Origin of the sequence: Pontibacter fetidus (genome assembly GCF_010119545.1) — a bacterium.
GTDB lineage: Bacteria > Bacteroidota > Bacteroidia > Cytophagales > Hymenobacteraceae > Pontibacter > Pontibacter fetidus.
Genome location: NZ_JAAEAA010000003.1, coordinates 132,708 through 153,287, shown reverse-complemented (window position 1 = coordinate 153,287; position 20,580 = coordinate 132,708). Strand labels below are relative to the sequence as shown.

The following is a 20,580-nucleotide window of genomic DNA, read 5'->3' as shown; positions in this document are numbered from 1 at the left end:
TGCAGTTAAATGTTGCGTTATGCTATACGCCAGCCATTTTTAATGCGTTGCCAGCGATGCAAACTCATCGTTAAATCAGGTTACAGAGTATAAGCAACTATAGACCTACAAACTATGTGGAAAGAAGAAGACAATAAATTGCACCGCAGCCTCACCTTCAAAGATTTTAAACAAGCGATGGCATTTATGCAGCAGGTAGCCGAAGTAGCCGAGGAAATGGACCATCATCCGTGGTGGAGCAATGTGTACAACAAAATAGAAATTGAGCTGACTACCCACGATGCCGGTAATACGGTAACCAAACGAGACCTGAAACTTGCCCAGCGCATCGATGAGATTTACGATCAGATGACAGCTACGGAGGAGTAGGCTATAGTTGGAGGTATAGTTTATAGTTGTGGATAAATACAAACATTATGGCTATACTTCGCTTACAGTCGCTTTGGCAGCTAGCAATTAACAATCAGCAATTAAGTAGTATCTTTGCAGCATGCAGGAACCCGAAAAAACAAACCTATACCTGGTGCCTACACCTATTGGTAACCTGGAAGATATAACGCTGCGTGCCATCAGAATACTGAAAGAAGTGGACGTGATACTGGCAGAAGATACCCGGACCAGTGGCAAACTGCTGCAGCACCTGGGTATTGAAAAACGCATGCACAGCCACCACCTGCACAACGAACACAAAGCTACTTCACATCTAATAGACCGTCTGAAAGCCGGAGAAGTGATGGCCCTTATTTCGGATGCAGGCACGCCGGGTATTTCTGATCCTGGTTTTTTCCTGGTACGTGAGTGTTTGAAGAACGACTTGAAAGTAGAATGTTTGCCGGGAGCTACTGCATTTGTGCCAGCATTGGTAAAATCAGGTTTCAGCACCGATAGGTTTACGTTTGAAGGATTTCTTCCCATAAAGAAAGGACGCCAGACACGCCTGCAAAGCCTGGCCGAAGAAGAGCGCACGATGATCTTTTATGAGTCGCCGCACCGTTTATTAAAGACTTTAACCCAGTTTAAAGAATATTTTGGCGGCGAGCGCATGGCTTCCGTTTCACGTGAAATCTCAAAAATGTTCGAAGAGACCATAAACGGCACCCTCGACGAACTAATACAAATCTTTACAACCAAAGCAATCAAAGGTGAATTCGTCATTGTTGTACAGGGTAGTAAATAGCCCTTATATACTTCCGTTCCTCGCTCTTTTATCAGGGCTTATACTTTGGCTCGGCTGGCCTACCAAGCCGCTGGCTTTTTTCCTGTTTGTCGGGTTTGTGCCTGTGCTTTACATGGAGAAGCTTATAGTTGAAAGTGGCAAGTATAGATCGCCGGGCTTTACTTTTTTTAAGTGGTCATTCCTGGCCATGATGCTCTGGAACCTATTTACAACCTGGTGGGTGATGCACTCTACTTTACCAGGAGGTATTTTTGCCGTGTTGCTTAATGCGCTGCTGATGTGCATTCCGCTAACGGCCTTTTACTTTACCCGCAAATACCTGGGCAATACCCTTGGCTACATTTCTTTTATAGTTTACTGGGTAGCTTTCGAGCAATTTCACCTGAACTGGGATCTGTCGTGGCCCTGGCTTACGCTGGGCAATGGTTTTGCAACGCTTAACACATGGGTGCAATGGTATGAGTATACTGGCTTTTTAGGAGGCTCGGTATGGGTGCTGCTGGTTAACCTGCTTATCTTTTTAATCATCAAAGATTACCCTCAGCAACGCGTGGAGTTTAAAAAGCTATGGTTGCCATTGGTGCTTATAGTTGTGCCTATCGTTATCTCTTATGCTATACTTGCCGGTTACGAAGAGAAAGGTACGCCTACTGAAGTAGTGGTGGTACAACCGAACATAGATCCTTATCACGAGAAATTCTCCGGCCACGACAACTTTATACCTTACGAGGAGCAGCAGCAGCGCATGATCAGCCTTTCGGAGCAAAAGATCACGCCGAAAACGAAATTTGTGGTCTGGCCCGAAACAGCTTTGCGCCAGGATAACGGTTACTGGGAAGAGCAACTGCACAGTTATCAGTCAATACAAGAGTTAAAAGAGTTTGTGCAGCGCCACCCGGATATAGAACTGGTCACTGGCCTAGATAGCTATACTTTCTATGGCGATAACAAGGACGCCAGCCCAACTATACGCCACTTGGAGGGCTTTGGGTACTACGACTCCTTTAATACGGCCATGCACATAAATCGCAAAAATGAGATAGATCTGTACCATAAGTCTAAACTGGTGCCTGGTGTAGAGAAGCTGCCCTATCCGGAGGTTTTCAAATTTCTGGGGCCATTAGCGATAGACTTGGGCGGAACAGTTGGCAGCCAGGGAAGTCAGGAAACCCGCGATGTGTTTAAGCATTCACAAAATGCAGCTTTAGGTGCAGCGCCGGTTATCTGTTACGAGTCTATCTATGGTGAATATGTATCGGAGTATGTGAAGAACGGGGCCAGTTTGATATTTGTGATCACGAACGATGGCTGGTGGAGCGACTCACCAGGCTATAAACAGCATTTACAATACGCCACACTCCGCGCCATCGAAACACGCCGAAGTATAGCCCGTGCTGCCAATACCGGTATCTCTGCCTTTATTAACCAGAAAGGGGAGATAACCGACCGATCTGGCTGGTGGGTACAGGCGTCGTTGTCGCAAACTATACTTGCCAACACGGATCTTACTTTTTATACCCGCATGGGCGAGTACATTGGCAACTCAGCTTTGTGGTTGGCATTGCTGCTATTTGTGGTGGCTATAGTTGCCGGTTTTGTAAACAGAAAAAAACAAACTCCTGCAGCAAAAGTAGCAACACGCGCCTAAGCTACGTAACTATAAGCTTTGCCAACCAAACTATAAACTATGGATCTGCAGCAACTTTGCCAAAGCGTAACTGAAATTGCCCGAAGCGCCGGGGCTTTTATTAAACAGGAAGCCGCCACCTTCGATCGCTCTAAAATAGAAATGAAAGGCTTTAACGACCTGGTATCGTATGTAGATAAACAGGCCGAAGCCCAACTGGTAAACGACCTGCAGAAACTACTGCCTGAAGCTGGCTTTATAACCGAAGAAGAAACAGCCACCGAGCGCGGCGAAACCTATAACTGGATCATCGACCCGCTGGATGGCACCACAAATTTTACTCACGGCTTGCTGCACTTTGGCGTAAGTATAGGGCTGATGGAAGGAGATGAAATGGTGCTGGGCGTAATTTATGCCCCCATGCAGGACGAATGCTTTTATGCTACCAAGGGCAACGGCGCCTACCTGAACGATAGACAGATCAAGGTATCTGATGCTCCTGCGTTAAAAGATTCGCTGATCGCTACCGGCTTCCCATACTATGATTTTAGCCTGACGCAACAGTATTTACAGGTATTGGGCGCTTTTATGGCTACCTCGCATGGAGTCCGTCGTATAGGCTCTGCCGCCTTAGATTTGGCTTATGTAGCTGCCGGCCGTTTCGAGGGTTTTTTTGAGTATAACCTGAATGCCTGGGACGTGGCTGCCGGCGCAGTTATAGTGCAGGAAGCGGGCGGAAAACTTTCTAAATTTACCGAGGGCGGCGATTATGTTTTTGGCCGGGAGATTGTAGCCAGCAACGGCAACATACACTCCGAAATGCTGCAAACTATAGCCCAGCACTGGAAAAAGCCGCAACCCTAAACTTTTTATACTTGCTTATAGTTGTAACAATATGGTACAGCAAATCATCATTCTCCTACTTTTTATAGTTGCAGTCGCGTACATGGTTCGTATGCTTTACCGCACCTTTAGCAGCAAAGCCGAAGGTTGTGCCAAAAGCTGCGGCGCTTGTGGCGGTATCGACTTTAAAAAGATAGAGCAGGAGATGGAGCGCAGGAAAAAGGCTGCATTACCCAACGTATAAACTATAGCTTAGGTTGTAAACTATAAAAGGCGCTACCTCGTACAGGGTGGCGCCTTTCTTTTATAGGTACGTTTATACTTTGCCCTATCCGTAAAATTTATACTCCAGTACATAACCAAAGCTATTTTTTGCGTATAGTTCTATAGCCACAATCTGTAACATAACTATAGAATTTAATCATCTTAACTGAAGATATTATGCAAGATAAAGTAGAAGAAAGATCTCTGGTAAACGTACTTAACCGCCTGCGTAAAGATGGCTACAAGTATGATTTTAAAGTATCCGGAGAGGGCAAGCTTTGTAACATGGATAACAAAGACGAGTTTGGGCCAGACCAGGTGCGCATCGTAGACTTTTACCGTTTCGAAGGTGAAAGCGACCCAGATGATATGTCGATACTATATGCTGTGGAAACCAGCAGCGGCCTGAAAGGTACTATATCCAACTCTTACGGCCCGTATGCCGACACCGGCGTAGACAGCTTCCTGAAACAGGTAGAGGACTTAGGTAAGAACCTTGACAAAAGAGACAAATAAACAAAAGAGCCGGTTAGCAGTAACCGGCTCTTTTGTTTTATACTTGCAGCACTTACGCTTCAGTCCTTTTTTGGTGTATCATCTGATCTTATCGCCACTTTAATAGCACCCAGGTGATCTGATAATCTTTCGCCACGCTTAATATTGAAATCCAGGGTACGAACCGGGAACGGGATAATAACGCCTCGTTCGTCAAAAGCCTTTTTTATGCGGATAATGGCGTCGCTTTTAGCACTCACATAATCGAACTGCCGGGAGTAGGTTACCCAGAAACGCGCTTTAAAATTAATCGAGCTCTCATCAAATTCATCATACATCACTTCTATATCGCGGGTCTTTACACGGTTCTTTACATCCTGCAGCGCCTCTATTACAATTTGCTGTACCTGCTCCAGGTCTTCGCCATACGAAATGCCTACGTCCAGGTCGATGCGCCGGATACCGTGGAAAGAAAAGTTGGTGACCGGGTTCTCGAACACCATTTTATTAGGCAGCATAACCAGTTCGCCGGTCACTTTCCGGATATTTATAGTCCGGAGAGTGATGCGTTCTATCACACCAAAATAGTCGTTTGTTTCGATCATATCGCCCACGCCAAACGGCTTTTGCACGGCTATAATGGTACCCGAAATAAAGTTGGCCGCTATATCCTGAAAAGCAAAACCCAATGCCAGACCAACTATACCCACACCAGCCAGCAATGATACCACCACGTTATCCAGCTTCAGTACGCTCAGCACCAGCAGGCAGCCTACCATTACAATGGCCAGGTACAGCAGCGTAGAGATCAGGTTGTTGAGGGCAGGGCTATGGGAAAAGCGGGTTATTACCTTATCCAGCCCGTTCCGGATAAGCCGGGCAACATAAAAGGTAATAATTAAGATGAGAAGAGCTAGGAACAGGTTCGGGAGCATGAGTACCAGGTGCCTGCCCCATAGTTCCAGCTTGGTAAGCAGCAGTTCTAAGGCCTTGTCAATGTCATTCATAAAGTAGAGGTCTTTTACCGGAGGATGGTGACGGTATCTAAGCCCATACTCTAGTTCCCTCTGTACAGTTACGGCACATCTCTACTTCAGCCCTGGAGCGCAGCACCGTTTGCCTGAACTGGCTATACTTCGGCCCACGCCATACTTGTCCAAACTGCTCTTCTTTCAGGTCTCCGAAACGGTACTGGGCATCTTTATCGAAGCAGCAGGGCACTACCAACCCATCCCAGGTGATGACACAGGAGTGCCACATTTTCCAGCAGTGATTCAGCAGTTTGTTTTTGATGCTATAGTTTCCGTTGCCGTTATTTTTATACCTCGAGTAATAATCTATAGTTGGAATAAGCGGGGAGCCATGCTGGTAATCGTAGATCTGAGCAGTTTTAAATACTACTTCATCTACACCCAGCTCTTTAGCCAGTACTTTTACATCTTCCAGCTGATGCTCGTTTGGCCTGACCACCAGGTACTGGAACATGATATGCGGCGTTTTAGATTTCAGGGCTTTCTTCCATTTTACCACATTGCGTGTGCCTTCCAGCACCTTATCCAGCTTGCCACCTACACGGTAAGCAGCATATGTTTCCTGGGTAGTGCCATCTATAGATACGATCAGCCTGTCCAGCCCCGACTCTACAGTTTTGCGGGCGGTTTCATCATCCAGGTAATGTGCGTTGGTAGAGGTGGCCGTATAAATTCCTTTTTTGCTGGCGTAGTGCACCATCTCTAAAAACTGCTTGTGCAGGTATGGCTCGCCCTGAAAGTAAAAGATCAGGTATAAAAGTTTGCTGTGTAGCTGGTCTATAATGTGGCGATAGAGCGTTTCGTTTAGCATGCCTGTTGGGCGCGTAAAGGAGCGGAGACCGCTGGGGCATTCGGGGCAGCGCAGGTTACAGGAGGTAGTTGGCTCTAAGGAAATACTGACCGGCATACCCCAGTGCACTGCTTTGCCTGTAGCTTTGGCATACAAATAACTGCTTACTACCTGCACTGCGTTAAACGCCCGCTTCCACGTCATCTTCGACAAAAAATTAAAACCGTCTGTCAAGTATAGTTTCATGGGTGTAGCTTTGCACAGTAACCAGATCGAAAAAAGAAGGGGCAACCTTTTCCGGCTGCCCCTAAGATAAACTATTAGACTTTAAAGCCCAATTTCTACAAGTTAGTATCTGAACAATGCTTTTACGTTGGCACTGCCTTCTGCACCTTCGGTTAAGCCATTGTAACTACTCACGAACACCCTGCCACCCTGCGCAAGTGTCTTCATGGCTGCCAGGTTTACAAGGTCATCATCGCCGCGGTGGTACTCGTCGTGTATAACCGCTACGGCATTTTTTGCATCGTATTTACCCCAAACCGGCTGGCCTGGTGCTATAAACAGGGTTTCTACGCGGCCATGTACCGCTTCGGCTGCTACGGTTGCCAGGTCTTCGGACGTTACGCCGGTTCCTGCCACATTTTCGTAACGCGAAAGCGAATCGGTATGGCTTTGCTGCATTAGTGGCTTAACTATAGCCAGTGCTTTTTCGTGCAGGGCGTTGCCATTGGCTGCATCTGCATTCTCGTTTATATGCACGTTTTGCGGTACTATGTTTTTATACTTACTGTTGGCTTTAAATATGCTGCAGTAATGGTCTACACCAGCCAGTACCAGCGGTACATGTTCGTCGTGTAGTATTTGCTGCAGGCCTTTGTCCACTTCATTCATAAACTCACGTACGCGCTCATATTCTTCGTCGCTTTTATTAGAGCCTGCCCCGTGCACAATGTTAGAGCCGTTTACCGTAGCTGTCGAGTTCGTGAAATCCTGGTCGTGTCCTTTTATATCGAATTTCAGGGCTTTGTTCATACTTTCCGGCACAAAAGCGCTGATATCTACCGGGCGCATTTTATCAAGGGTAGCTTCATAGAAACCGATCTTTTCACGGTTCAGGCAAAGTATAAAGAAGCGGCCATTCTGGCTCAGCAACGGGATGATAGGTGTGAAGTAGAACTGGTCGAGTACATACACCACATCGGGCATCGTAACTGGCAACACATAATGCGCCGAGAAGCCTTTGGTGATAAATACCGCTAATCCTTCTGCCTGATGACGCCAGAAATTCCCATCTGCCAATAATTCCTCGGCTGGTTTCAGGTAAGCCTCTATTTCTGTTTCGGGCACATCGTGCTTTGCCAGTAACGTTTTAGCTTCCCTTATCTTGTTTTTAAACAGTATCTGGTCGTTGCCATTCAGGGTTTCGTGGCCGGCGCGGTGTGTAGGTATAAAAATAGAGATGCACAGTGCATTCTGCGTGTTATGCTGCACATTGAGCAATTTCTCAATGTCTTTTTTGTGGATTAATGCCATATGCTTTGCCTTTTAAGAATTGATAGTGGTACTAATTCTGTTCATCAAAACCCCCGTATTTTTTCAGAGGTGTGAATTTTAAGTACGCAGTAGCAGTAGCAACGGTTATTTTGGATTTAAATGTTGGTTTATAGTTTCTCTTCTGTCATTTCGAATGCAGCGAGAAATCTGAGGTTTCGAAGACCTAGCAGTGTGCGTAGCTCCTGCTAGCGTCAGAACTATAGTTCTACAGTTTCTATATTGTTATCCCACTCGTTAGTCGAGGTATCCTAATTGCCCTATATTTCCTTCTTTGTCATTTCGACGAAAGGAGAAATCTATCGCAGCCTATAGTTGACTTTACTTGCTATCAAAACCAAGCCTTCTTTTCAAACTTTCTATATTCCTGGGAGCTTTACTGACCTATCGTTTCAACTATAGCTTTGGTGCCCTCACGGCCGGGAGGCCCCGTCTTCGGGCATCGCGCTGCTGCCTTCTTGCTATCCTCGTGCCTCGGATTGGCTCACGCCACCGCAACAAGTCAAAGGCGCTCAACCCAAAGACTGTGATCTTTCTACTATTGACCTGTAACTATAGTTTAAACTTGCTCGCTTCGAGAATTATCGTGGTTATAGTTCTGTAGGGACAGGTCGCGACCTGTCCGATTCGTGGTCTATAATTATGAAACTATAGTTTGTGAAGTGGTAAAGACCGAAAAGTCCCCCTTTGAAGGGGGTAGGGGGATGACCAGCAGCAACTATGAAACTATAACTGTAACTATAGTAAATGCAGAAAGCTCTCCGCCTTAGACAAGGAGGAGTTGGTTGAACCAACGGTAACTATAGAATTATCCTTCTAACTATAGTTAAAACAAAACTGCCCGAAACCAAAGGCAGCGGGCAGTTGAACGGGGTTAAAGGGTTAGTTGGTATTATTTTGTACTGGCCTGTTCCTGGTTCAGGTGATGCAGAATATCATTTATAGCTTCGCGGTCGCTGGGGCGGCGGGCTTTTGTGGTTAAAAAACGGCCTTCTTCATCAAGCAGGAAATAGGCAGGTACTTCTTTCAGGTCATACTTTTTCACGAGCTCTGCATCCAAACCTTTCATGTATAAATGCGTGCCTAACAGTTGCTTCGAAGTTACCGTTTTGCGCCATTTTGCTTCATCCTCATCCAAGCCAACATTTACTACTACCACATTTTTACCTTGCAACTGTTTGGTTAAGGCCTGTATATGTGGCAATTCAATCATACACAACCCGCAGCCAACCTGCCAGAAATTAAGATATACCAGCTTACCTTTAAAATCGCTCAGGGTAACGTCAGTACCATCTATACTTTTCAGTTTAAAATCCGGAGCCAGGCTACCCAACGCATTTTTGCTGTTTTGCGCCATGTAGTTTTCCAGGTAAGTAACTACTTCAGGTTTTGCGCCGCTGTTTTTATAGTTGTTTAGTATTTCCTCAGTGTAACCGATGTGACCTTTCTGGATAGCTTGTTTCAGAATATTGGCTTGCGCTAATAAACGGGCATTACCCTGTAATTTTTGAGCGGCTATTGCATAGCTTTGTTTAAAGTATAGTTTATCGGTTTCAGAGAGGCCTGCGGTTTGGGTATAGTGTGCTACATAATTGCGAAGAAAAGCGATATACGCCGGGCTAATGGCCAACCCTTTCTGCATATCCAGCTCGTTCAGGAAAGTATAGAATGCTGCGGTAGGGGCAACATAGCCTTTGCTGGCACCCACGCGCTGGCGCAAGGCCGGGTATGTTACTTTATCATTGGTATAACCATACTCGATCTCGGAAAGCGCAAACGTTTTAAACTTATCTGAAACCGGACTTTTGCTGCTATACTTCTCCAGGTTCTTCAGCTGATCTTTTTTGCGGTAATCCAGGAATTCGGTAAACTCCTTTTCGTTCAGTTTAATGTTTTCAGGCAACACCTGGTAATCTTCCACTTCGTCGAAACGTCGGGTGTACTGTGCCAGGTAGTTGTTCTCGTTAGCGCCTTTGCCTTCAAATTTTATCGTTTTCAGGAATTTATCACCGTTAAAGTTCAGCTCTAAACTATAGCCAGGCTCCAGGTAAACAGGCACCACTTCGTTGCCATGCACCAACTCCGCCAGGGTAGTTTCAGTAACCGGAACCTCCAGTTTAAAGCTATTTCCGGATAACTCCACTGTAGTTTCTTTTTCTTGCGGGATAAGCGGATTAGGATAGGTGATAATCGTAATTTCGTCGGAGAGCGGATTGGTTATTTTGCCGGTAATAACGGCTTTCCCTTGCCCGAAACTATAGTTCACAACAAGCAATGCAGCCAGCAAAAGCAGTAAGTGTATGCGCTTCATAAAAAAGATAGGAAGTGAAATGTTAAGCTACGTAACCTTAAGATATTAAAAGTTATGTAGCTGAACACCAACCTCCTACCTATAAATTCCGGGAAGTATAAATTTTACTTCAGAAAACCAGAATTGCTATAGTTTCTCTTTTATAACTGCAAGCTGTTACCCAAATAGTTCGCTGAAAACATCTTCCAGTTTACTGAAAGCATGCACTTTAATGTTGAACTTGCTGAAGTCGAGGCCTTTCTTGTTATACTTGGAGATGTAGATATCGGTAAAGCCTAGCTTTTCGGCTTCGGTGATGCGGTTCTCGACACGATTTACAGCGCGTATCTCACCACCCAAACCAACTTCGGCTGCAAAACAAGACGTACCCGGTATAGGCATATCTTCAAACGACGAAAGTATAGACGCACAAACGGCTAAATCCAGGGCAGGGTCTTCCACTTTCAGGCCGCCGGCAATATTCAGGAACACATCCTGGGCGCCCAATCTGTAACCACCGCGTTTTTCCAGTACAGCCAATAGCATATTTAAGCGTTTCGCGTCGAAGCCCGTGCTGGCTCGTTGCGGCGTGCCGTACGTAGCCGGACTAACAAGGCTTTGCACCTCAATTAAAAGCGGTCGGTTGCCTTCCAGGGTTCCACCAATCGAAATGCCGCTAAACGAATCCTCGCGCTGCGTTATCAATATCTCCGAAGGGTTGCTTACTTCGCGCAGGCCGGCGCCCATCATTTCGTAAATACCCAGCTCAGAAGTAGAGCCAAAGCGGTTTTTGGTAGTGCGTAAGATACGGTAGGTCATATGGCGGTCGCCTTCAAACTGCAACACCGTATCCACCATGTGTTCCAGTATTTTAGGACCTGCCAGGCTTCCTTCTTTGGTTATATGGCCTATCAGAAATACAGGCGTTCCGCTCTCCTTGGCAAATTTCAGAAGCTCTGCTGTACACTCCCGCACCTGGCTCACGCTGCCTGCACCCGCCTCTATAAAAGATGAATGCAGCGTCTGGATGGAGTCTATGATCAGTACTTGTGGCTGTAGTTGCTCTATCTGTTTAAAGATGTTCTGGGTGCCGGTTTCGGTAAGTATAAAGCAGTCGGAGGTAGGGGCTCCAATGCGTTCGGCACGCATTTTAATCTGTTGCTCGCTTTCCTCGCCGCTTACATACAACACGCGCAGGCTACGCAAACTCAGCGCTATCTGCAGCATCAAGGTAGATTTACCTATACCTGGCTCGCCGCCTATCAGTACCATAGACCCAGGCACAATGCCACCACCCAGTACACGGTTCAGTTCCTGGTCGGTGGTGTTAATGCGTTGCTGCTCCTGAAAAGTAATGTCGGCGATAGGTTTTGGTTTGCTAGCCACCTGTCCCGAGCTGCTGCCTACTTTCCAGATGCTGGTTGGCGTTAATTCTTCGCGCTGTACTACTTCTTCTACGTAGGTATTCCACTCGCCGCAGGCCGGGCATTTGCCAATCCATTTTGCTGATTGGGCGCCACAGTTCTGGCAGAAGTAGGATGTTTTTATTTTAGCCATCTAAGGTTGGTTGTCGTTGTTTTTATAGTTGGTAAAGGGATTTATTTCCCATCAGACTAAAACAACTTTTGGGTATAAAACGGTCAATAATTGCAGCTTAAATATACTATTTTTCAGGAGGTAAAATCTATACTTTGGCCTCAACGGGCACCTCTTTAAAGTATACCCTAAAGGTAGTGCCTTTACCCAGTTCACTCTCTACTTTTATGCGGCCGCCGTTGTTCTCTATAATGCGTTTTACAATGTATAACCCTATACCGGTGCCCTCTACGTGTGTGTGCAGGCGCTTAAACATACTGAACAGTTTGTGCTGATGCTCGGGCTTTATACCTAACCCATTGTCGGCCACTTCCAGTACTATATAGCCATCCTGCCGGTAGGTTTTAACATTTACCTCGGGTGTTCGCTCCGGCGATCTGTACTTTACTGCGTTTGATACCAGGTTATACATAATGCTGCGCAGGTTCTTACGGGCATAAAGTATAGCATCCACCTCAAAATCGGTTTTAATAAGGGTTCCGGTCTCATATACCAGGCCGTTAATATCGGAGAGAACGTCGCGCAGCGTTTCGTTAAATTTAAGCGGCTCCAGTTTAGACTGCAGGTCTTTCTGTACTTTTGTTATCTCGGTAAGGTCGCCTATTGTTTGCTTCAGTTTGTTAACCGAGTTGGTTACCATATCCAGCACTCTTTCATCTTCAGCGTCCATTTTGCCTTGCAGTATATCGCGCAGCAGCGTTACCAGGCCCTCAATATTAGCAATCGGCGATTTAAGGTCGTGGGAGGCGGTATACACAAAATTATCGAGGTCGTTGTTGATGCGGAGTAGCTCGTTGTTCTTTTCGCTCAACTCTGCGTTAGCCCCCAACAAACCCGACCGGGCAGTTACCAGTTCTGTTACTTCTATAGCAAAAACCAATACCGCTTCTACAATGCCATTTACATCTTTCAGGGGTTGGTATACCAGGTTAAAATAAGCCTGCATCGGTGGGCCATCAAAAGCGGGGGTTATAGTTACGGGCACTTCGTTACCAATGTAGGGCTCGCCGGTTTTAAATACTTCTTCTATTTTATCAAAGAAACCATCGCCTTCCTGCCCGGAGTGTGCTTCGTAAATGGTTTTGCCTACCAAGGGGCGGTTGCCGTACAGGCTGCGGTATAGTGGGTTAGCCAGCACGTACTGCATGTCCGGAGAGCGAACCAGCCCCACCAGGGCAGGCACCTCCAGGAAGAGTTTCTGCAACAGTTCGGCATTCTGTTTTACCCGGCGCTCGGCTTCCTTTATTTCCGAAATATCAATAATAGAGCTGATGTGGCCCATAAACTCGCCGTTACCACCAAAACGTGGTGTGCTGGTAGTAGCTACCCAACGGTATTGCCCATCCAGGCGCAGCATGCGCACCTCCATCCTGAAACTACGACCTTCATCAACTGCTTTCTTATATTTTTGAGCGGCAAGTTCCCTGTCGTCGGGGTGCAGGTAGTTAACCCATTGCATGCCTAACGTGGTTTTCAGGGAATGTCCCGTAAAATCTATCCACTGCTTGTTTACATATACAAACTGCCCGGTCTCATCATTTATCGCAATTATTACCGGTGCGTTATCGGCCATGGCCCTGAAGCGGGCTTCGCTTTCTATAATAGCCTGCTGGGTGCGCTTTTCGTCGGTTATATCCCTGATCTCTACTATCGTATAGCTTACCTCGTCGTTCTCAATAATAGGACGCACGGCACACAGCACGTTAAAAAATGTTCCGTCTTTCCGGACAAAAACATCTTCGAGGGCGCGTACCGGTTGCCTTGACTTTAATGCATTGTAAATATGGCATTCTGATACAGGCAGGCTTGTTCCATCGGGCCGCTTATAATGCACCATTTCATGCAGGGTCTTTTGCTGTAACTCCTCAAACATGTAACCGGTCATTTCTTCGGCGGCGGGGTTCATAAACGTGCAGTAACCCTGTGGGTCTAGTATAAACAGGGCAGCAGTGGAGTTATCTGTTATAGTTTGTTTTAAGCGGTTAGAGCGGCGCGTGCTGGACAAGGACCAGATAATAAAAAACATCAGGAAGCTGATGATGGTACCACCAAGCAAAATAAAGTAGGGCAGGCCTGCGTCGGAGGTTTGTGCAAATTTTGGTTTGGCCGTGCTTAAAATGCGCCAGGTAGCATTGCCAACTGTAATGGTGTTTATTTTGCGCAGTCGCTTCTCATCTTTGTTATAATGTAATACCGAATCGGTACTGTAAAGCACCGTTTCCTCGTTCATGGTGGTGCCATCGTATACTTCAATGTCTATGTCATTATAGTCTGCACCCAGGGCATACGACATAAAATCCTTGGCCCGGAAGGGGCTGTAAACAAACCCTTTTATAAGGTACTGGCGGTCCTTTATCGATTCGGGGTCGGCGTTGTTACGGTAAACCGGGAGGTAAATCAGGAAACCTGCCTGCTCGTCTTTGCCTGTTTCCTGCTTCAGGCGCACTTTGCCGGACATAGTTGGCTGTTTAGTGTCGCGGGCAATGCGCATCGCCGACTGCCTGATCGGTTCGCTGAACATATCATAACCAAAAGCACGCAGGTTACGGCCGGTAAAAGGCTCCAGGTAAATGATGGAACTATAGATTGGCCTGTCGCCCTCGGGTGTAACCTTATAGTCTTTAAACCCCTCGTTACGTATTTGCTGGAGGTGCTTCTGCATTTCATCAGGCCTTATAAAATGCGTATAACCTAAGCCTTGTATACCCGGATATTTCTTTTCAAGGTCAAGCCCCTGGTAGTAGGTATGCCAGGCTTTACGCTCTACAGTATCGGATGCCGTAAATAGCGCTTTGCCTCCTACCAGTATCTGTATATAATCGTTTAGCCTTGTTTTTATATCCTGTGTGGCCTGGTCTGCGCGCAGCTCAAATAACTTGACGTTACGCTCCGCAGCTTTCTTTTTTGTTTCAGAATACAGGAAGATGGTTACCAGAAAAATGAGCAGGAAGGAAGATACAGCAATAATATGATCCCGGATAAAAGAAACAATTTTTGCTGCTCTCATATGCTTTTGTTAATAAAGCAAACAATACAAAAGTTTGTAGTCTGCTTCAGGCTGTAATAGTACGTTAAAATGTAAAGTATGTATTTACTCAAATATACAAAAAAACAAGCCATGCGCTACTACTTAAAGCACTTGCAAGGCTGTAGTTATCTTTAGCATACGGTTTAAAAGCACATCTTGTAACTTAACTATAAAAAGTTTACATTGTTTACCTGAAACTTACTATCCTTAAAAACTACAAATGAGACCGATACAACAATGGTTTGATGAATATGGTCAGAGCCACCAGAATCATACAAATAAACTGATCCACTGGATATGTGTGCCGCTTATCTTCTTCAGTATTGTCGGGTTGCTGGCAAGCATACCAGCGGGACCACTTAAAATGCTTTTCCCGGAGCAATTGCGGCCTTTTGTGCATTTCGGAACTATAGTTATACTGCTGGGGCTGCTTTTTTACCTGCGGCTATCGTTTACCATGTTTTTAGGCATGGCTATAGTTTGCAGCCTTGTGCTTTGGCTGGTGTATGTAGTTGACGTAAACCTGGAAACGCCTTTATGGCTGGTATGCCTTGTTGTTTTTGTGCTGGCCTGGGTGGGGCAGTTTTACGGACATAAGGTAGAAGGCAAAAAGCCGTCGTTTCTGAAAGACCTGCAATTTTTACTGATAGGCCCGGCGTGGTTACTCGGTTTTATTTACCGGAAATTGGGTATACCCTATTAACTTTGCAGAAAATACCCGCTTATGCTTGAGATCTTACGAAGCCTGTTGATCAGCTTCTTTGCTATTGCTGTTTTATTGCCTGTTGTGCGTTTTGCAATGCGCCGTTTGCTGACCGGTACAACAGGAGAAAAGTTAACCAGAGACGAGCAACAGTACATCCAGAAAAAGGAGTGGAAACTAACCATTGCGTACTTCTTTTTTGCCTGCGTGCTTGCCGTGTTCAGTGCTGGTATATTGGCTATGTTCTCAAGTATTATTCATGCTTCAACCGGAGGGTGGATTCACCTGCTTACTCCTAACTTCAGGGCTTTTTTTGCGCCGGGCTTACTTCTGGGCCTAACTTTAGCTGTGCTTCCGCTAAGGCTAGTACAAAGATCGTTGCTAGGCCACGATTATGAACTGTACCAAAACTACCTGCTGCAATCCGAAGGACGAGGTTCCATCAAGCTATATCGGATTCTCTTTCTGGTGATGCTGGCTTTATCTGGTATAGTTATATGGTATGTTATGCAATGGCATGTCCGGATTTTTGAGAACACACTTACAGTTACCAACATCCTTTCGGAAGAACGCAGCTATAGTATGTCTCAGATAGATAAGATCGAATATCTTGGCAATGAAGGGGAGTACCTGATCACTTTTAACGACAACTCTAACATCAATACTACTTATCTGAAGCCGGTGCAATTAGAGATGATCGCGCTGCTATCTGAAAAATCAGGGAAAAAAGTGATTCGTTAAAGGATTAGGAGTAAAGTTTCTCTTTTGTCATTTCGGACAACGTGAGAAATCTATTTAAGACAATAGTTGAAGCTATAGTTTCCACTAATGTCATCCCGAGCGTTAGTCGAGGGATCTTATAAGTCCTATAGTTAACTTTGCCTACTGTTGGAAACAAGCCGTTGTTCCATAGTCTCTTTCAATCCTGGGAGCTCTATTTACCTAAAGTTTCATTTCTACCTTGGCTCCCTCCCGGGCCGGGAGGCCCCGTCTTCGGGCATCGCGCTGCTTTCGCTTCCTTTGCTCCTAACGTCGCAATGCCTAACGGCACCGGAACCTCTCGAGGCGCTCAACCCAAAGACTGATATCAGTTCGATAGCTACCTGTAGCTATCGTTTTAACTTTCTTCGCTTTGACTTTTATCATGGCTATAGTTTCGTAGGGACAGGTCGCGACCTGTCCGCGCATGGTCTGTAACTATAGCTGAGGCAGAAAGTCCCCTCTTGAGAGGGGTAGGGGTGTGTTAAAGCAAAGGCTAAATTCCCCCTTCGCACAAGATCCTTCCAGGATGACAAAAAAGGGGAAGGAATAGTAGAAAAACTCCCTCTCCTGTTTTGGGGGTAGGGGCCCTCTTTAAAAGGAGAGGGCTGGGGTGAGGTAATTCTTAAAATATTTCCATCTTAAAATTCCTACCGCTTATCTTTGCACCCGGATTTCTGAACATCTGAAATGAAATATAAATTACTGATGCTGATGTTGCTATGGAGCGTGGCAACTATAGCGCAGAAGAAAGCAATTACGGTAACCGAGCAAACTATAGCCATACCAGCGGCTGGCCAGAAGGCAGTGTACTTTTATGGTTTCCAGAAGGGCGATGTAGCGGTTATAACCATAGAACCTGACAAGCCCGGACAAACAATTAACCTGGAAGTGCAGGAGTATACTTCAGGGGCTATAGTTTATAGTTCGCAGCCGGTAAAAAAGGTGAAAGAACTCAAGCTGACCCTGCCGCAAAAGCTGGTGTATAAGTTTATAGTTTCATCCACCTCCGACAAGGCCACTCCAGCCCGCCTAAGCATTAAACGCCTTCCTGAAAAAAACGAAACCCGCCACTTCAATTCCAACATTACCTGGCAAACTATAGCCGACACCACCTGGGCCACTACCACCGAAAAAGTGCTGGTAAAAGGTGAACTGACACCGGTAACTATAGTTGATAAAACATTTCGGGTGGCTTCTATGACTAACCTGAACCCAAGCCGTGTGTCGGTGCCATTTAAGTTACCGGCCAATACGGTGCACTGGGTTTACTGGGTTGGTGTGGGACAGCAGTCGGTTGAGGACCTGAAGAACATGACTAAACTGGTTACAAAAGGCGCTTCTGTGCTTGCGTCCTCCACGGTGAGCCCTGTGGTTGGGTTTGGGTTGGGACTGATCCCAAGTTTGCCACAGGTTAACGCCAGCGGAAATATTGATTATTACTTTATGAATAAGCAGTCGGCAGAGAAGTTTGTGGCCGATGAGGAGGGCTGGAAACCTTACACGTTTGCACAGGGCACGGGCATTATCTCAGACTATAAAAAAGTATTGTCCTCCGAAACACCTAAAACTACCGACGGCACGCTGTACGCCACTTTCCGGAACAGCAACACGGTAACCGGCCTGGATATAACATTAAAGATTGTAGCCTTTGAGCAGGAAAAGAAGTACGTAAACAAGCAGGTGCGCAAACCGGTTAAAATAGAGCAACGGCAGATACCTTTTTTCGGAGAGTAACTATAGTTCTTAGCCACGAATGCTGAGTTACGAGTTGGCAGTCCTTTAATGTCATCTCGACGATAGGAGAGATCTATCTCAGATAAAATCCGATTAAGATTTCTCGCTTTGGCTCGAAATGACAAATGTGGGAGTAATGACAAATTATAAGTCTTAACTCTTTTTCGTAATATTGCCGCAATCAAACTGATCCATTAAACCAAACATAAATCGATATGCAAGTTCGCGTAGAGAAAGACACGATGGGCCCTGTAGAGGTGCCTGCAGACAAATACTGGGGTGCTCAGACGCAGCGCTCTAAAGAAAACTTTACCATCGGTGGCCAACTGATGCCGAAAGAAGTGATCGAGGCTTTTGCTATTCTTAAAAAATCGGCTGCTCAGGCTAACGCACAACTTGGCGTTTTAGCTCAGGATAAAGCAGATATCATTTCGCAGGTTTGCGACGAGATTTTAGAGGGCAAACTGGCTGACGAATTCCCGCTGGTAGTTTGGCAGACAGGTTCGGGCACACAGTCGAACATGAACGTGAACGAAGTGGTGGCTAACCGCGCGCACGTACTGCTGGGCGGCAACCTGATGGATGAGAAAAAGAAGATCCACCCGAACGACGACGTAAACAAGTCGCAGTCGTCTAACGATACCTTCCCGACGGCGATGCACATTGCCGCTTACAAAAAAGTGGTAGAGCATACCTTGCCATTAGTTAAGAAACTGCGCGACACGCTGAACAGCAAAGCCGAAGCTTACATGGATGTGGTGAAGATCGGTCGTACGCACCTGATGGATGCTACGCCGCTTACACTGGGCCAGGAGATTTCTGGTTACGTAGCCCAGCTGGATTATGGCATGAAGGCGCTTCGCAACACATTGCCACACCTGAGCACACTGGCGCTTGGCGGTTCTGCAGTAGGTACAGGCCTTAACACACCGGCTGGTTACGATGTACTGGTTGCTGAAAAGATCTCTCAGTACGCTGGCCATGAGTTCATAACAGCTCCAAACAAATTCGAGGCACTTGCTGCACACGATGCTATAGTTGAGACGTCTGGCGCGCTGAAGCAACTGGCTGTTTCTTTAATGAAGATCGCCAACGACATCCGTTTACTGGCTTCTGGTCCGCGTTCCGGTATTGCTGAGATCCTGATCCCTGAGAACGAGCCGGGTTCTTCTATCATGCCGGGTAAAGTTAACCCAACGCAGGCAGAGGCCATGACCATGGTGTGTGCTCAGGTTATCGGTAACGATGTGGCTATTTCGGTTGGTGGCATGAACGGCCATTTCGAGCTGAACGTGTTTAAGCCGGTAATGATCTTTAACCTGCTGATGAGCGCCCAGCTGATCGGCGACGCCTGCGACTCATTCGATAAGCACTGCGCCATAGGTATAGAGCCAAACACGGCCCGCATTAAAGAGAATTTAGAGAACTCGCTGATGCTGGTAACGGCCCTTAACCCACACATCGGTTACGACAACGCCGCCAAAATTGCGAAGAAAGCCCACAAAGAAGGCACAACCCTTCGCCAGGCAGCTATCGCCCTTGACCTGCTAACCAACGAGCAGTATGACGAGTGGGTGAAGCCGGAAGACATGATCGGCAGCTTAAAGAAGTAAGAACTGTAGAGCCGCAATGCTTTGCGTCTTGATACATAAAGGAAAAGCAGCTCCGTTTGGGGCTGCTTTTTTGTTATATTTATTTGATAATCAATAACCGGTAAGCCTCAACCATGAAAATAGATGTCTGCTCTTTAATTAAGTTTGGTGAAGAACCTCATATGAAAAGCTTCTATGAGAAGGGAGTCATCTTTATGAATAACTTGGATGTATTTAGAAAAACTGAAGATGGTGATTTAAGAGGGGATAAATACGAAGCTTTATACAAGCAAAGCGAGATTAATAATGTTAGAATTTTCCTAGGGGAGAATAAAATAGGAGTTGCTGAGAAAGGCCTTTTTCAGCTTTGGTATGATAAGCCTATGGGAAATATCTTTTCTATGTATGCTTTAAAGACACGTGAAAATTTAACAGATATAAAAATAGATGAGGAGTGTAAAAAGTTTGGAGATACATGTGTTTTCATACTTGATATAAACGAGTTCATTAGTAGAGTTAAAAAAGCTGCTGAGAGCGCAGGGTACGAATTAATTTATTCACCTGTAGAATATTTTGATCTGAAACAATTCCATGGGAAATGGTCAGTCTTCAAGAAACCTCTTCGCTACTCTTATCAAAGCGAGTTTAGGTTCTTCATAAAAAGAAAAGAAACTCATCCTTTAATCTTAGAAATAGGTTCAATAGAAGATATAGCCTCTATTGCAGAAAGTAATAAAATTGACACGCTTAAGGTTACAAGGATTTAATTACAGTTATTCCCATCCTGCAAGTTTAGCGTCAGCGCAACTTGTGGGTAAGCTTTGAAGCCAGTTTGTAACTGACCTTTTTCATGTTCTTACTTTTCCCGCTAGTGCGAGCTTGTAGCTCGTACTTATTTACATTATAAAGTAAGGCACGAGCTACAAGCTCGCGCCAACATGGGCCGGCAAGGAGATGAGTACTCTTCATAGCTGCGCAACACTACTCTCAAAGCGCCCAACTATAGTTTGCTCTACCGGAAACTTGCCTTCCATCGTATACTCCATAGTTCACACATCCCTATAGTTTCCCTTCATCACCCCAGGTTATTTTCG

17 protein-coding genes are annotated in these 20,580 nt (G+C 45.8%); 11 read left to right on the top strand and 6 right to left on the bottom strand.

Features of this window, described 5'->3' with window-relative positions; genetic code table 11:
• The first annotated feature begins 114 nt into the window (after positions 1-114).
• From GWO68_RS03125 to GWO68_RS03100, 6 genes are all read left to right on the top strand, one after another.
• Positions 115-369: a 4a-hydroxytetrahydrobiopterin dehydratase gene (locus GWO68_RS03125; protein ID WP_162344949.1), complete on the top strand. Its 255-nt coding sequence runs from the start codon at positions 115-117 to the stop codon at positions 367-369.
• A gap of 121 nt (positions 370-490) precedes the next feature.
• Positions 491-1,177 carry a 16S rRNA (cytidine(1402)-2'-O)-methyltransferase gene (rsmI, locus tag GWO68_RS03120; RefSeq protein WP_162344948.1) on the top strand — a complete coding sequence of 229 codons (687 nt, stop codon included), beginning with the start codon at positions 491-493 and terminating at the stop codon, positions 1,175-1,177.
• A complete protein-coding gene (gene lnt, locus GWO68_RS03115; protein WP_317164482.1) occupies positions 1,143-2,825 on the top strand; it encodes an apolipoprotein N-acyltransferase in 1,683 nt (560 codons plus the stop codon). Before rsmI ends, lnt begins: the two co-directional genes overlap by 35 nt.
• A 39-nt stretch (positions 2,826-2,864) precedes the next feature.
• Complete coding sequence (locus GWO68_RS03110; protein WP_162344947.1) at positions 2,865-3,668, top strand: inositol monophosphatase family protein; 804 nt, start codon at positions 2,865-2,867, stop codon at positions 3,666-3,668.
• Positions 3,669-3,699: 31 nt separating this feature from the next.
• The gene (locus GWO68_RS03105; protein ID WP_162344946.1) at positions 3,700-3,891 is read left to right on the top strand and encodes a FeoB-associated Cys-rich membrane protein; all 192 of its coding nucleotides are present in this window, start codon (positions 3,700-3,702) and stop codon (positions 3,889-3,891) included.
• 197 nt (positions 3,892-4,088) lie between these two features.
• Entirely contained in the window at positions 4,089-4,427 is a 339-nt protein-coding gene (locus GWO68_RS03100; protein WP_162344945.1) for a hypothetical protein, read from the top strand.
• 59 nt (positions 4,428-4,486) lie between these two features.
• Here GWO68_RS03100 and GWO68_RS03095 read toward each other — a convergent pair whose 3' ends face one another.
• From GWO68_RS03095 to GWO68_RS03070, 6 genes are all read right to left on the bottom strand, one after another.
• Entirely contained in the window at positions 4,487-5,413 is a 927-nt protein-coding gene (locus GWO68_RS03095) for a mechanosensitive ion channel family protein (RefSeq protein ID WP_162344944.1), read from the bottom strand.
• 37 nt (positions 5,414-5,450) lie between these two features.
• Entirely contained in the window at positions 5,451-6,473 is a 1,023-nt protein-coding gene (locus tag GWO68_RS03090) for an SPASM domain-containing protein (protein ID WP_162344943.1), read from the bottom strand.
• A 102-nt stretch (positions 6,474-6,575) separates the two neighbouring features.
• The gene (locus tag GWO68_RS03085) at positions 6,576-7,763 is read right to left on the bottom strand and encodes a baeRF3 domain-containing protein (protein ID WP_162344942.1); all 1,188 of its coding nucleotides are present in this window, start codon (positions 7,761-7,763) and stop codon (positions 6,576-6,578) included.
• 910 nt (positions 7,764-8,673) lie between these two features.
• Positions 8,674-10,092, bottom strand: a complete 1,419-nt coding sequence (locus tag GWO68_RS17995) for a TlpA disulfide reductase family protein (protein WP_317164481.1) — start codon at positions 10,090-10,092, stop codon at positions 8,674-8,676.
• A gap of 156 nt (positions 10,093-10,248) precedes the next feature.
• Positions 10,249-11,628 carry a DNA repair protein RadA gene (radA, locus tag GWO68_RS03075; RefSeq protein WP_162344941.1) on the bottom strand — a complete coding sequence of 460 codons (1,380 nt, stop codon included), beginning with the start codon at positions 11,626-11,628 and terminating at the stop codon, positions 10,249-10,251.
• A 127-nt stretch (positions 11,629-11,755) separates the two neighbouring features.
• Positions 11,756-14,674, bottom strand: a complete 2,919-nt coding sequence (locus GWO68_RS03070; RefSeq protein WP_162344940.1) for a CHASE domain-containing protein — start codon at positions 14,672-14,674, stop codon at positions 11,756-11,758.
• A gap of 241 nt (positions 14,675-14,915) precedes the next feature.
• On the opposite strand from GWO68_RS03070, the gene GWO68_RS03065 reads away from it, so the two are divergent.
• From GWO68_RS03065 to GWO68_RS03045, 5 genes are all read left to right on the top strand, one after another.
• Positions 14,916-15,398: an Mpo1 family 2-hydroxy fatty acid dioxygenase gene (locus GWO68_RS03065; protein WP_162344939.1), complete on the top strand. Its 483-nt coding sequence runs from the start codon at positions 14,916-14,918 to the stop codon at positions 15,396-15,398.
• A gap of 21 nt (positions 15,399-15,419) precedes the next feature.
• Positions 15,420-16,139: a hypothetical protein gene (locus GWO68_RS03060; protein WP_162344938.1), complete on the top strand. Its 720-nt coding sequence runs from the start codon at positions 15,420-15,422 to the stop codon at positions 16,137-16,139.
• A gap of 708 nt (positions 16,140-16,847) precedes the next feature.
• The gene (locus tag GWO68_RS03055; protein WP_162344937.1) at positions 16,848-17,894 is read left to right on the top strand and encodes a hypothetical protein; all 1,047 of its coding nucleotides are present in this window, start codon (positions 16,848-16,850) and stop codon (positions 17,892-17,894) included.
• A 215-nt stretch (positions 17,895-18,109) separates the two neighbouring features.
• Positions 18,110-19,507 (top strand): class II fumarate hydratase, encoded by a 1,398-nt coding sequence (gene fumC / locus GWO68_RS03050; protein WP_162344936.1) that lies wholly within the window; start codon positions 18,110-18,112, stop codon positions 19,505-19,507.
• Positions 19,508-19,620: 113 nt separating this feature from the next.
• Positions 19,621-20,253, top strand: a complete 633-nt coding sequence (locus tag GWO68_RS03045) for a hypothetical protein (protein ID WP_162344935.1) — start codon at positions 19,621-19,623, stop codon at positions 20,251-20,253.
• Positions 20,254-20,580: the final 327 nt, after the last annotated feature.

Bases quoted from the DNA above. Each gene is read 5' to 3' on its own strand.
- GWO68_RS03065 (WP_162344939.1), top strand. From the start codon at position 14,916: ATGAGACCGATACAACAATGGTTTGATGAATATGGTCAGAGCCACCAG.
- GWO68_RS03110 (WP_162344947.1), top strand. From the start codon at position 2,865: ATGGATCTGCAGCAACTTTGCCAAAGCGTAACTGAAATTGCCCGAAGC.
- GWO68_RS17995 (WP_317164481.1), bottom strand. From the start codon at position 10,092: ATGAAGCGCATACACTTACTGCTTTTGCTGGCTGCATTGCTTGTTGTG.
- fumC (WP_162344936.1), top strand. From the start codon at position 18,110: ATGCAAGTTCGCGTAGAGAAAGACACGATGGGCCCTGTAGAGGTGCCT.
- GWO68_RS03090 (WP_162344943.1), bottom strand. From the start codon at position 6,473: ATGAAACTATACTTGACAGACGGTTTTAATTTTTTGTCGAAGATGACG.
- GWO68_RS03105 (WP_162344946.1), top strand. From the start codon at position 3,700: ATGGTACAGCAAATCATCATTCTCCTACTTTTTATAGTTGCAGTCGCG.
- GWO68_RS03085 (WP_162344942.1), bottom strand. From the start codon at position 7,763: ATGGCATTAATCCACAAAAAAGACATTGAGAAATTGCTCAATGTGCAG.
- rsmI (WP_162344948.1), top strand. From the start codon at position 491: ATGCAGGAACCCGAAAAAACAAACCTATACCTGGTGCCTACACCTATT.
- GWO68_RS03070 (WP_162344940.1), bottom strand. From the start codon at position 14,674: ATGAGAGCAGCAAAAATTGTTTCTTTTATCCGGGATCATATTATTGCT.
- GWO68_RS03095 (WP_162344944.1), bottom strand. From the start codon at position 5,413: ATGAATGACATTGACAAGGCCTTAGAACTGCTGCTTACCAAGCTGGAA.
- GWO68_RS03100 (WP_162344945.1), top strand. From the start codon at position 4,089: ATGCAAGATAAAGTAGAAGAAAGATCTCTGGTAAACGTACTTAACCGC.
- GWO68_RS03125 (WP_162344949.1), top strand. From the start codon at position 115: ATGTGGAAAGAAGAAGACAATAAATTGCACCGCAGCCTCACCTTCAAA.
- GWO68_RS03060 (WP_162344938.1), top strand. From the start codon at position 15,420: ATGCTTGAGATCTTACGAAGCCTGTTGATCAGCTTCTTTGCTATTGCT.
- GWO68_RS03055 (WP_162344937.1), top strand. From the start codon at position 16,848: ATGAAATATAAATTACTGATGCTGATGTTGCTATGGAGCGTGGCAACT.
- radA (WP_162344941.1), bottom strand. From the start codon at position 11,628: ATGGCTAAAATAAAAACATCCTACTTCTGCCAGAACTGTGGCGCCCAA.
- GWO68_RS03045 (WP_162344935.1), top strand. From the start codon at position 19,621: ATGAAAATAGATGTCTGCTCTTTAATTAAGTTTGGTGAAGAACCTCAT.